General features: G+C 67.0%; 10 protein-coding genes and 1 pseudogene. 6 read left to right on the forward strand and 5 right to left on the reverse strand.

Annotation, left to right across the window (positions count from 1 at the left end; all coding sequences use genetic code 11):
- Positions 1–65: 65 nt before the first annotated feature.
- A complete protein-coding gene (locus M4D77_RS21345) occupies positions 66–1544 on the reverse strand; it encodes an NAD(P)/FAD-dependent oxidoreductase (protein WP_205334277.1) in 1479 nt (492 codons plus the stop codon).
- Positions 1545–1676: 132 nt separating this feature from the next.
- Here M4D77_RS21345 and M4D77_RS21350 point away from each other — a divergent pair, with 132 nt between their 5' ends.
- Entirely contained in the window at positions 1677–3917 is a 2241-nt protein-coding gene (locus M4D77_RS21350; RefSeq protein ID WP_205334278.1) for a molybdopterin-dependent oxidoreductase, read from the forward strand.
- A gap of 231 nt (positions 3918–4148) precedes the next feature.
- Here M4D77_RS21350 and M4D77_RS21355 read toward each other — a convergent pair whose 3' ends face one another.
- A complete protein-coding gene (locus M4D77_RS21355; RefSeq protein WP_171011559.1) occupies positions 4149–4814 on the reverse strand; it encodes a fasciclin domain-containing protein in 666 nt (221 codons plus the stop codon).
- Between the two features lie 135 nt (positions 4815–4949).
- Positions 4950–5531: a DinB family protein gene (locus M4D77_RS21360; protein WP_205334279.1), complete on the reverse strand. Its 582-nt coding sequence runs from the start codon at positions 5529–5531 to the stop codon at positions 4950–4952.
- Positions 5532–5723: 192 nt separating this feature from the next.
- Here M4D77_RS21360 and M4D77_RS21365 point away from each other — a divergent pair, with 192 nt between their 5' ends.
- Positions 5724–6359, forward strand: a complete 636-nt coding sequence (locus M4D77_RS21365) for a pyridoxamine 5'-phosphate oxidase family protein (RefSeq protein ID WP_205334520.1) — start codon at positions 5724–5726, stop codon at positions 6357–6359.
- A 210-nt stretch (positions 6360–6569) separates the two neighbouring features.
- Here the strand turns inward: M4D77_RS21365 and M4D77_RS21370 are convergent, their stop codons facing one another.
- Positions 6570–8147: an AMP-binding protein gene (locus M4D77_RS21370; protein ID WP_226512042.1), complete on the reverse strand. Its 1578-nt coding sequence runs from the start codon at positions 8145–8147 to the stop codon at positions 6570–6572.
- Between the two features lie 95 nt (positions 8148–8242).
- Here M4D77_RS21370 and M4D77_RS21375 point away from each other — a divergent pair, with 95 nt between their 5' ends.
- The gene (locus tag M4D77_RS21375; RefSeq protein ID WP_259937321.1) at positions 8243–9046 is read left to right on the forward strand and encodes a LuxR C-terminal-related transcriptional regulator; all 804 of its coding nucleotides are present in this window, start codon (positions 8243–8245) and stop codon (positions 9044–9046) included.
- Positions 9047–9160: 114 nt separating this feature from the next.
- Positions 9161–10042, forward strand: coding sequence for a DUF5995 family protein (locus M4D77_RS21380; RefSeq protein WP_259937322.1), 882 nt, complete (start codon positions 9161–9163; stop codon positions 10040–10042).
- Positions 10043–10282: 240 nt separating this feature from the next.
- On the opposite strand, the pseudogene M4D77_RS21385 reads toward M4D77_RS21380, so the two are convergent.
- Positions 10283–10558, reverse strand: a pseudogene (locus tag M4D77_RS21385) (Rho termination factor N-terminal domain-containing protein).
- 327 nt (positions 10559–10885) lie between these two features.
- Between M4D77_RS21385 and M4D77_RS21390 the strand changes: the two are divergent.
- Both M4D77_RS21390 and M4D77_RS21395 read left to right on the forward strand, forming a co-directional pair.
- On the forward strand, positions 10886–11974 hold the full coding sequence (locus M4D77_RS21390; protein ID WP_239403106.1) for an S-(hydroxymethyl)mycothiol dehydrogenase: 1089 nt from the start codon (positions 10886–10888) through the stop codon (positions 11972–11974).
- On the forward strand, positions 11971–12603 hold the full coding sequence (locus tag M4D77_RS21395) for an MBL fold metallo-hydrolase (protein WP_259937327.1): 633 nt from the start codon (positions 11971–11973) through the stop codon (positions 12601–12603). The genes M4D77_RS21390 and M4D77_RS21395 overlap by 4 nt, the downstream gene beginning before the upstream one ends.
- The last annotated feature ends 6 nt before the right edge of the window (positions 12604–12609 follow it).

Below are 12609 nucleotides of genomic sequence, written 5' to 3' on the forward strand. Positions count from 1 at the left end.
GGAAGTCGTTCGCGTGTCGCGCGTCGGACCGCTGCGACGATCCGGGCCCCGCGCGCGGAGCCGGGTCAGGCCCGGCCGAACACCATCGATTCCTCGACCTTGTTGATGCGGTGGTCGATGGCGTCGCGGTAGTAGTTGTGCCGCACCTGCCAGTGACCGCGGGTGCCCGACTTCGGCAGTGCATCCGGGGACCGTTCGACGTACCCCGCCTTGAGGTCCCACAGCGGCCGCGAACCCATGACCTCCGAACCCAGATGCGGATAGGCGTGGGTGTAGCCGTTCGTGCGCATGTGCTTGATCAGGTCGGCGACGGCGCGAGCGGTCATGTCCGCGCGAAGGGTCCACGAGGCGTTCGTGTAACCGACCGACCAGGCGAGGTTCGGGACGTCCTCGATGAGGTAGCTCTTGAAGACGAAACGGTCGTGTGGTTTCACCTCGGCGCCGTCGACGCGGAGCCGGGTACCGCCGAAGCCGAGCAGTTGCAGTCCGGTCGCGGTGACGATGATGTCGGCGTCGAGGTGCTTGCCCGAGGTGAGGGTGACCCCTGTGGCGTCGAACCGGTCGATGTGGTCGGTGACCATCTCGACCTTGCCCTCGGTGATATCGGCGAAGAGGTCGGCATCGGGGACCATGCACATCCGCTGGTCCCACGGGTTGTACGTCGGATTGAAGTGGACGTCGACCGGATAGTCCTCGGGCAGGTTCGCGACGACGTTGTTGCGGATCATCTTGCGTCCGAGCTTCGGGAACCGGTGGGTCAGGTGCACGATCGCGGCCGTCTGGGCGGCGTACCTGGTGCGGATGACCTTGTGCGCCGCCTGCGGTGGCAACAACTTCTGCACGAGCGGTGCCAGGTACTGCTTCTGCTTGGACGAGAAGATGTATGACGGCGAGCGCTGCAGCATCGTGACGTGCTCGGCCTGCTCGGCTAGGCTCGGGATGAGACTGACCGCCGTCGCGCCGCTGCCGATCACCACGACGCGCTTGCCCCGGTAGTCGAGGTCTTCGGGCCAGTGCTGCGGGTGCACGATCTGGCCGGTGAAGTCGTCGGCACCGGCGAACCGTGGTGTGTAGGGGTTGTCGTAGTCGTAGTAACCGGTTGCGAAGATGACGAACCTCGCCCGGTGGGTCTCGCGGCGCCGGTCCTCACCGACCTCGACCCCCAGCGTCCAGGTGTCCGTCGCCGAGTCCCAGTCGGCGGTCAGGACGTGCTGCCCGAACCGGATGTGCTCGGCGATGGCGAACTTGTGGGCGGTGTCCTCGATGTACTCCCGGATGTCGTTTCCGTGCGCCAGCGCCCGCGGCTTGCGCCACGGCTCGAACGGGTAACTCAGCGAGTAGATGTCGCTGTCGGACCGCACGCCGGGGTACCGGAACAGGTCCCACGTCCCGCCCATGCGTTCGCGGCGTTCGAGGATCAGATAGTCGGCGTCGGGATTCTGCTCCTTCAGCCGATAGGCGCAGTCGATGCCGGACAAGCCGGCGCCGATGATGATCACGTCGCGCACGGTTGGCTGTGTGGCGTTCGGTTCGCTGTCGGTCACGGGGACCTCCTCGGTGGGGATGCCTCAGGTGCTGTCATCATGCAACACTTGTCTTCAGATGTGAACGGAATCACACCAACCGTAGGCCTGCCCGCCTGCGGCCAGTCATCGCGCGAGGTCAGGGGACGCAAGATGCCGATGGAAAAACACACTTACTGCCGAATCTGCGAGCCGCTGTGCGGCATGATCGCGACCGTCGAGGACGATCGGCTGGTCTCGTTGCGGCCGGACAAGGAGCACCCGTTGTCGCGGGGCTTCGCGTGTCCGAAGGGGATCGCGTTCACCGAGATCGTCAACGATCCCGATCGTCTCCGGCACCCGCTCCGGCGACGCCCCGACGGCGAGTTCGAGCAGATCTCATGGGACACGGCGCTCGACGAGATCGGCCGCCGGCTCGTCGAGGTGCACCAGAAATCCGGCAGCGACTCGATCGGCTGGTACTTCGGCAACCCGGCGACGTTCTCGACCGGACACACGCTGTGGACCGCGATCTTCATGAACCTCCTCGGCACGCCGCACGTGTACTCGGCGGGATCCCAGGACGTGAACAACCGCTTCGTCGCCAGCCACTTCCTGTACGGCAACCCGCTGACCGCGCCGATTCCCGACATCAACCGCGTCGACTACCTCGTGATCATCGGGGCGAATCCGGTGGTGTCGCACGGCAGCGTGATGAGTTCGCCGCGTATCCGTGAGGGACTGAACGCGATCACCGCACGCGGCGGGTCCGTCGTCGTCGTCGATCCCCGGCACACCGAGACGGCCCGAGAGTTCGACTGGCTGCCGATCACGCCCGACACCGACGCGCTGTTCCTGCTGTCGCTGTTGCACGTGCTGTTCGACGAGAACCTCGCCGACCGCGACCGGCTCCGGCGGCAGGCGCGCGGCGTGGCGGAACTCGAGACGCTCGTCGCGGCCTACGCGCCAGAGGCGACCGCGGGCCGTACGGACATCGATCCGGAGCGTGTGCGCGCTGTCGCCCGCTCGCTCGCCCGCACGGAGCGGGCCGCGGTGTACGGACGGGTGGGTACCTCACTGGGGCGCACCGGCACGCTGACGACCGCCCTGCTCGACATGGTGAACCTCGTCGCGGGCAACCTGGACGTGCCGGGCGGATCGATGTTCGGTGATCTGGGGATTCCGGGTCAGCGCCTGGGCGTCACCGCGCTGCAACGGCTTTCGAGCTTTCGCTGGGCGGGGCGGCGAAGCCGCGTCGGCGGCCTGCCGCAGGTCCTCGGGACCGCGCCGGCGTCGTTGATGGCCAAGGAGATCACCACCCCGGGCCGCGGGCAGCTGCGCGCGCTGTTCGTCAGCGCGGGCAATCCGGTGCTGTCGGTTCCGAACGGCGACGAATTACGTTCGGCGTTGGACGAACTCGACCTCATGGTGTCCCTGGACATCTACCGCAACGAAACCAACGCCCGGGCCGACTACATCCTGCCGGCCACCACGATGTATGAACGCGAGGACTTCCTGCTCCCGTTCCAGGCCCTGTTCACCACTCCGTTCAAGCAGGCCACCGAGGCGGTGATCCCACCGCAGGGCGAGGCGCGAGAAGAGTGGACGGTGATCAACGAACTGATCGGCTTCCTGTCGTCGGAGAGCCTGCTGATCCGTTCGCTGCACGTCGGCAACCAGCTGGCGCGACGCGTGGGCCGGCCGGTCACCCCGCGCCGGGTCTCGGACCTGGTGATCCGAATGGGATTGGGAGGAGACCGATTCGGCCTTCGACGCGGTGGACTCACCTACCGCCGGCTCGTCGAGGACAATCCACACGGTGTCGTGGTCGCCGACGACCTCGCGCCGGGGCAGCTGGCCAAGAACGTCACGTATCTCGACGGCCGGATCCGGTTGACCGCACCGGAGTTGATGACCGAGGTCGAGCGACTCGGTGTCGCTGACGACGCAGGGTATCCGTTGCGGCTCATCGGGATGCGCGAGATCCGGTCGGAGAACAGTTGGCAGCACAACGCGCCGATGTTGTTGCGCGGCGGACGGTCCCACGCGGCCCGGATGCACCCCGACGATGCCACGGCACGCGGGCTGGCCGAAGGCGACCTCGCGACGGTGGAGTCCCGGCACGGTCGGATCTCGTTGCCCGTGACCGTCACCGAGGACATCAAGCCCGGCGTCGTCGCGATCCCGCATGGATGGGGACACAACGGCTCCGGCGGTTGGACGCAGGCGAACGCGGCTGCGCAGAACGATCTGGGTGCCGGCGGCGTGAACGTCAACGCACTCATCTCGTCCGACCCGGCCGACCTGGAGCGACTTGCCGGGATGGCGAACATGACCGGGGTGCCGATACAGGTGTCGGCGTTGACCGAGAGCCGGATGCGGTCCGAGACGGATGCGCAACCCGCTCGAACCTGAACGCACACAACGGTTCCCCAGACGAGCAGTGATGCTCGCGCAGGGGACCGGTGTGTGTTCAGGGTTTGGCGCGGTGTCCCGTGCGTCCGTACGTCATCCCGCCCACGGAGTCCGGACTCTTCCGTGTTCGAGGCGAACGGATCGCACCCGGGTCACGCAGCACGATTCTCACCGACGGATCGCGTCGGTGAGAATCGTGGAAAGCACTCTCGCGCAGTGTTTACGGAGAGATCACATGCCGGCCGGGGGCATGAGCACGCTGTCGATGAGGTACACCTGCGCGTTCGAGGTGGTGACGCCACCGCAGACCACGCCGGCCTCATTGACCTTCAGGTTGTCGCCCGATCCGGTCACGTTGACCTGCTGACCCTCGAGAGTGGTGTGCTCTCCGACGATCTGGTCGGGGGTCGCCTGGCCCTCGACCACGTGGTAGGTCAGGATCTTGTTGAGCAGGTCAGCGTCGGTCTTGAGCTGCTCGACGGTCTCCGGGGGCAGCTTCGCGAATGCGTCGTCGGTCGGCGCGAACACGGTGTACTCACCCTCGTTGAGGGTCTTCACGAGGTTGACCTCGGGGTTCAGCTGACCCGAAAGTGCTTGTGTCAGAGTCGTGAGCTCGGGGTTGGTGGCCGCCGCGGTGGCAACGGGCACGGTCGACATCCCGTTCACCGACGCCGGTCCCGAGGGATTGGCCTCGGCGTAGGCGGCGCAACCCGGTCCGACGAGGTTGGCGGCCGGATCGGCCATCGCGCTCTCGCTCATCATGGCGCTGGATTCGGTTGCCGCGCCGGTCGTTTCACTCGAGGTGTCCGAATCGTCACTGGAACAACCGGCCATCACGCCGACAGCGAGGACCAGTCCGGTCAACGCTCCTGCTACACGGGGAATTCGCTTGATCATCGTCGATCCAATCTGTGTTGGGGTGTCGACTGCGCCTGGCCGGCAGCCTCACAACGTCTTCGGCGCCCGGGGGCCCGCGGATTGGTCGATGACGAGATTGATCGTCAAGTACCCGGTGTAGCTACCGCGCCGGCGTCACTTCGCCCAGTCGGCGTCGGCCCACTGCTCGGCCCATTCCTGCCCTTCGGAGATGGCGCCCATCGTGGTCTGGCCGTCGAGCGCCTCTCGGATGATGTCGGCGTGACCGCAGTGGTGGGCGGTCTCCCGGATGAGGTGGATGATCATGGCCCGAATCGACAGCCACTCGCGTTCCGGCTGCCACGGCGCCGTGGGCTGAGGGATCAGCTCGTCGAGGCTCTCGGCGTCGGCGATCACGCGGTCGAACTCGGCTGCCCCACGGTCGTATGCGGTCAGCCAGCCGGCGAGAGTCTCGTCGCCGATCATCTCGTACTCGGTCATGGCCTGGCTCATGTCGAACTCGGCGTTCTCGTCCCGCTCGGTGATGACGCGGGCCGCGTTCTCCTCGCCGTGCGCGAGATGCTTGATCAGCGCGCCGATCGTGAGGGTGCTGACCGTCGACTGCTTGCGGGCATCGTCGTCGGAGAGGTTGCGTGCGGTGATCTTGAGCATGTTGCGCTGATCCTGCAGCAGGATGAGCAGGTCGCGCTTCTCGCCGGTGACGTCGACGCTGAGTTCGGTGGAGGTGTAGGTGCTCATGATGTGTCCTCTCGGTTGGTGTGAGGACCACGCTATGAGCGATAGAGGACAATTCCGGTCCTCGTTCTTCCGTTGCTTGGAAGGCAATTCTGGAAGCCTCATCCTGCTCCCCGGGTGGATCCCCCTCTGCGGTCACCGACGCCGGCGAGCAACTTTGTTGAGCCGGGCGCGTTCGGGGGCGACCATGTCCGCATGACTTCGACCGGCGGTACCCCGTCCGACGTGACTTCGCGTCTGGCGTCGTTGACGCGCAAGCCTGATCGGGCAGCCGATCGCGAGCTGCTCGACGCCCTGCTCGACGAGACCAAAGTCGGGACCCTCAGCACCGTCGTCGACGGTCTGCCATGGTCGGTGCCGATGCTCTTCGCCCGGGACGGCGACTCGATCCTGCTGCACGGATCGACCGGGGCGGGTGCGCTCCGGCACGTCGCCGCGGGTGCGCCGGTGACGTTCACGGTGTTCGCGCTGGACGGGCTCGTCGTCGCCGACACCCTCTTCGACCATTCGGCGAACTACCGGTCGGCGGTCGTACGCGGAGTCCTCGAAGTCGCCGACAACGCCCGTGTAGCTTTGGAAGTGTTGTCCGACAAGCTGATTCCGGGGAGGGTGGCCGAGGTCCGGCCGACGACGCGCAAAGAGTTGGCAGCGACGGTGGCCCTGCGACTGCCGATCGTCGACGGCCAGTGGATCGCCAAGGCGCGGACGGGCGGGCCGGGTGGGGAGTCGGCGGACTGGACCGGCGTGGTTCCCGTGCGGACCGTGTACGACGCCCCGGTCACCTACAGCGGCGACGTGCCGCCCGACTCGGTACGAGCGCTCCTGGACTGATCTCGCCAGAACCGGAGATGCGCAACCAGCGGATAGGGGTGTGACCCGCTGGTTGCGCGTCCGGTGATCGCGTCGTGGGGCAGGCGAGGTCCTCGGAGTCTGCCCGACGCGATCGGCTGTTGGCGCGGCCCGACTGCGGGTCGCGCAGTCGGTTCATCGTTCGCGCACGGTGGCGCCGTTACGCCCCAGGCGGCGCACCACGGCGTGCGCTCACCGCTGGCGCAGGAGGAACCGCTGGATCTTGCCGCTCGGCGTCTTGGGCAGGGCGTCGACGAAATGCACGGTGCGCGGGTAGGCGTGCGCGGCGAACTGCGTCTTGACCAGCTGCTGGAGCTCGGCTTCGAGCGCATCGGTGCCGTCGACCCCGTCCGCGAGGACGACGAACGCTTCGAGGACCTCGCCGCGGAGCTCGTCGGGGCGCCCGACGACGGCGACATCGACGACCGACGGATGGGTGATCAGCACGCTCTCGACGTCGAACGGGCCGATCCGGTAGCCGGCCATGATGATCACGTCGTCGTCGCGTGCGGAGAAGAAATAGCGGCCCTCGTCGTCCACCCGCCCGGTGTCACCGGTCAGGTACCACCGCCCGTCCGGCGAGAAGCGCTGTTTGGTCTTCTCCGGAGCGTCGAGGTACCCCTCGAACCACATCAGCGGGCTGGCCGGGACGTCGATGGCGATCTGACCGTCGACGATCCCCGCGGCGAAGCCGGGCATCGGCTGTCCCATCGAGCCCGGGACGAGGGTCTCGTGGACCGACTCGTGCCAGTGGTTGTTGATGAACATGCCGTGTTCGGTCTGGCCGTAGTGGTCGCGGACCTCGGTGCCGATGGCCCGCAGCGCCCAGTCGATGACGTCGGGGGTCAGGGGTTCGCCCGCCGACGACGCGCGGCGCAGCGAGAAGCCCGAGATGCGCGGGTCCTTGCTGAGCGCTCGGTAGACGGTCGGTGCCGCGGCGAAATTGGTGACGCCGAGGTCGCCGAGGATCTTCGCGGTCAGTTCGGGGGTGAAGCCGGCGTGTAGCAGGAGGTTGCGCCGGCCGGCGGCCAGCGGCCCGAGCACGCCGTAGTAGAGGCCATAGGCCCAGCCGGGGTCGGCGGCGTTCCAGAACACGTCGTCGGCGCGGACATCCAGGCCGAAGTGCATGTAGGCGACGAACGAGGCGAGCGCCTTGACCGGGACCGGGACGCCCTTCGGCGCGCCGGTCGTGCCGCTGGTGAAGAGCAGGATCAGGGTGCCGTCGCCGCCGACCGCGACCGACTCGGTGACCGGCTCGTGCGCTGCGATGAGTTCCTCGAACTGGTCGCCGGCGATCACCGTGGTGATCCCGTCGATGCCCGCGAGTTTGTCCGCCTGACTCGACTCGGTGATCACGACCTTCGCGGCGCCGGCCTGCAGCCGCATCTCGATCGCGGGTGTCGCGAACGCGGTGAACAGCGGGATGTATATCGCGCCGAGGCGGGCGATGGCCAGCAGCGAGACGACGAGCTCCTCGCGCTTGCCCATGAGGACGCCCACCGTGTCGCCACGACCGATGCCCATCTCCGCAAGGGCCGCCGCGAGTCTCTTGGACCGCTCGGCCAGTTCGCCGTAGGTGATGTCGGTGGTGACCGGACGTACACCGCCGGACTGCTGATCGTCGGTCTGCTCGACCTCGATCACCGTGAAGGCGATCGCCTCGGGATCGTGCCCGTCGACGAGGAGTGCCGCCGCATCGGCGTCGGACGCCCCGTAGATTGCCAACCATCGTTCGACCATGTCGGTGGGGGTCGTGGTGGCCTGTGTCATCGTGAACCTCGCTCCGTACTGAGTAAGCTGAGTCACAGTGTCCTCCGCGACCGGCCCCAGGAACACCCTCGGAAGAGGGGGAGAAGTGAGGTGAGATGCCCGAGCCGCTGAGCGGGATCGTCACCGAGGCGTTGCGTCGGGTGCGCAAGTCCAGTGGGGTGCCACTGGCCTTCGCGGGTGTCCTGAACGGACCGTCGAACCTGCGTCTGCAGCATTTCGCCGGTACGACCGTGGGCGCGTTGAACGGGGTGTCGGTCGACGTCGGGCACGGGCTGGGCGGCAAGGTCGTCTCGCTGAACCGCCCGATGGTCGTCGACGACTACCTCCGCACGCCGCGGATCACCCATCGCTACAACACGATCATCGAGCGGGAAGGGTTGCGCGCCATGATGGCCGCTCCGGTCATCGTCGATCGGACGCCCGTGGCGGTGCTCTACGGCGCGCTGCACACCCCGGACCCGATCGGCGGGCGGATGCTCGACGTCCTCGCGATGGAGGCCCGCACCGTCGAACACGAGATCGTCGCGTCCCGCGCGCGGCTCGAGCACGCCGCGCAGGACGAGGCGGAGATGCGCGACCGGATGACCGCGGCCTACGCGCGGCTCCGGTCGCTGGCCGAGACGGTCGACGCCGCCCGGCTCGCCGACGAACTCGCCGCGATCACCGAGGCCCTGATCGCCGCGAGCCCGGCGTCGACGACGCAGGTGGAACTGACCGGCCGGGAGCAGGACGTGATCTCCCTTGCCGCACTGGGCTATTCGAACGCCCGTATCGCGGAGACCCTCGGTGTCACCGTGTACACGGTGAAGGGTTACATGAAGGACGCGATGCGCAAGCTCGGGGCGTCGTCGCGGCTGGAGGCCGTGGTGACCGCCCGCAGTGCCGGTCTGCTGCCCTGACGCTTCCTCTGCTCCCTGAGGAGCGCCCGGAGCTTGCGGAGGGCGCGTCACGAAGGGTCTCGCGTCCCCGGTCGGAGGGATTGACCCGCGCGCAGATGGGTATCACCGGGTCCCATGCGAGCACTCTCAGCGGCACTGCTGACCCTCGGCCTCATCGGAACACTCGTGGTCGCCGCGCCGGCGCATGCGGTACCGGCCGAGACGTGTGGAACCGATCTCCGCCCGGCCGACCGCGAGCGGATCGTCGAACTCAGTACCTACGAGCAGGATTCGAAGGACCTCCCTCTCGTCCAGCTACGACGAAACGTCGACAAGCTGTACGGGATCGTCGACATTCTCACCGACCGTCGCGACCGGCGCGGGTTGTTCGCCCTCGGGCTGGCCGCGGTGGAACGCGACGCGGTGATGCCGCTGCAGAACAACCCGCGCGTCTTCCAGACTCCGCGGTGGGCGCCCGTCATCAGTCTCGAACTCCTCAACCGGTTCCTCGACGCCGTGCGAGGCGAATTCGGCGGCGGACCTGTCGCACCCCAGTGGCGGCACTACTTCGACATGGCCGACGACTGCGCAGTCCCCGGCCAACGGGTCGCGATGGCCGGTTACAACGCGCACATCACCGTCGACCTCGCCTATGCGACCGCCGACGCCCGGGCCACGACGGCGAATGCGCGGGATTTCTTCTTCATCGTCGATGCGATTGCCGCACATGGTAATTCGATCGTTACCGCGACACTCCGTGAATACGGCGTCAACCTCGGACCGATCTTCCGGTTCTACGTGGTCGGTGAGGGCCTCGACCGCGTCGTGGGCGCCGGCCGGGCGACCGGGCCGATGCTGCGGGCCGCCGACGTCGGATACAACGTGCTGACGTTCCGCAACGGACTCGCGCTCCAGGATCCGGCGACCGCTGCTCGGGCACGCGGCGACGTGACCGGGCTGTGGAACACCGGCGAGACGGCGTTGACCGCGTTCCAGCGGGTCGGGCTGGTCCGATGACCGGCCGGTCGGCCTCATCGGTGGGTGTCGGGCAGGTCACGTCGGACGGGCCGGAATATCCCGAGCGGGGTCGTAGTTGTACCCCGCGACGGTGACGGACTCAATGCCCCGGGTCCCACCCTTTTGCCGCTTCGAGCGGCCTGTTTGCCGAGAGGCGCACTGACCGGCACCGTCCCTTTACACATCGAAGCCGCCGACCCCTCGGGTCGGCGGCTTTGATGTTCTCCGAGCAGACGGGTCTCAGTGGTCCCGCAGCTTCTCGATGAGCTCGTCCTTCTTCAGGTCGGAGTAGCCCGAGAGGTCGAGTTCCTTGGCGCGGTCCTTGAGCTCGTCGACCGTCCAGTCCTAGTAGGACCCGGACTTGCCGCCGCTCTTGCCGACGTCCGACCGTGAGCTGTTGGCCGCGGCGTTGGCGATCCGAGCGGACTTCTCCTTCGAGTTGCCCTCGTCGCGCAGCTTCTCGTAGAGCTCGTCGTCCTTGACCGAAGGTCCAGGGTCCTTCTTCTTCTCTGCCATGGTCTACCTCCTCGTGGTGGAGATGAGCGGTCCGCACCAGGGTTGCCAGATGCGTCGGTGGTCAAACAACGGGATCGGGGTGGACGGATCGGACGCTGTGTTCACGATGACCGAATCCGAAGCGGGTGCGCGGTTCGTCGAACTACGGTTACTTCCGAACGGGCGCGCGGATAATCACAGTAGACAACGATCACTCTGAGTAGTCGACTTTGATCGATACCGATAAGGTTGTGGCGATGTGTTCCGGCGACGTCACCCATGCGTCGCCGCACTCGAGCACACGTCGCACCCGTACCCCGAACAACGCAGTTGCGGAAGGAACAACGTATGTCGCAGACAGTCAAGGGAGTCATTTCGCGCAGCAAGAAGGCGCCGACGGAGGTCGTGGATGTGGTGATCCCGGACCCGGGTGCGCGTGATGTGGTGGTGGCGATCAAGGCGTGCGGTGTCTGTCATACGGATCTGGCCTACCGCGAAGGCGGCATCAACGACGAGTACCCGTTCCTGCTCGGCCACGAGGCCGCGGGTGTGGTCGAGTCGGTCGGTTCGGATGTCACCCACGTCGAGGTCGGAGACTTCGTTGTCCTGAACTGGCGGGCGGTGTGCGGGCAGTGCCGGGCGTGTAAGCGGGGGCGTCCGTGGTACTGCTTCGACACCTTCAACGCCAGCGTCCCGATGACCCTGACCGACGGCACCGAACTGACCCCGGCGCTGGGCATCGGTGCGTTCGCGGAGAAGACCCTCATCCACGAATTGCAGTGCACCAAGGTCAATCCCGACACCGACCCCGCTGTCGCCGGGTTGCTCGGCTGCGGTGTGATGGCCGGTATCGGTGCGGCGATGAACACCGGCAACGTCGGCCGTGGCGACTCGGTCGCGGTCATCGGGTGCGGCGGTGTCGGTGATGCCGCGATCGCCGGTGCCCGGTTGGCCGGTGCGACGACGATCATCGCAATCGACCGCGATGCGTCGAAGCTGGAATGGGCGACCGATCTCGGTGCCACCCACACCATCGACGGCTCGAAGGTCGACGATGTGATCGCCGCGGTGCAGGAACTGACCGACGGCAACGGCGCCGACGTCGTGATCGATGCGGTCGGCCGCCCGGAAACCTACAAGCAGGCCTTCTACGCGCGCGATCTCGCCGGGGTCGTCGTGCTGGTCGGTGTGCCGACCCCAGAGATGACCTTGGAGATGCCGCTGGTCGACTTCTTCTCCCGCGGTGGTGCGTTGAAGTCGTCGTGGTACGGCGATTGCCTCCCCGAACGCGACTTCCCGATGCTGATCGATCTCTACGAGCAGGGTCGTCTGCCGCTGGACAAGTTCGTCACCGAGCGCATCGGCATCAACGACGTCGAGGCCGCGTTCTCTGCGATGGAGGCCGGCAAGGTGCTGCGATCGGTGGTCGAGCTGTGAGCGGCGAACTGCGTATCGACAACGTCGTCACCTCGGGCACCTTCAGCCTCGACGGCGGCACCTGGGACGTCGACAACAATGTGTGGCTGGTCGGCGACGACGACGAGGTCATCATCATCGACGCCGCACACTCGGCGCAGCCGATCCTCGCCGGCGTCGGCAACCGCACGGTCAAGGCGATCGTGCTTACCCACGGGCACAACGACCACGTCACCGTCGCCCCGGAACTGTCGCAGGCCACCGGAGCGCCGATCCTGCTGCACCCCGGCGACGACATGCTGTGGAACGACACCCATCCCGATGTCGCGCACCAGGATCTCGAGGACGGGCAGAAGATCGGGATCGCCGGTACCGAGCTGACGATCATCAACACCCCGGGCCACTCGCCGGGCTCGTCGGTCATCCACCTGCCCGAGGCCAAGGTGCTGTTCTCCGGCGACACCCTGTTCCAGGGCGGGCCCGGCGCAACAGGCCGCTCGTACTCGAGCTTCCCGACGATCATCGCCTCGATCACCGAGAAGATCTTCACCCTCGACCCCGAGACCAAGGTCTACACCGGACACGGCGACGGCACGACCGTCGGCGACGAAGCACCTCACCTCGAAGAGTGGATCAAACGGGGTAGCTGACGGCGT

This window comes from Gordonia sp. p3-SID1431, from assembly GCF_025143765.1.
Classification (GTDB): Bacteria; Actinomycetota; Actinomycetes; order Mycobacteriales; family Mycobacteriaceae; genus Gordonia; species Gordonia hongkongensis.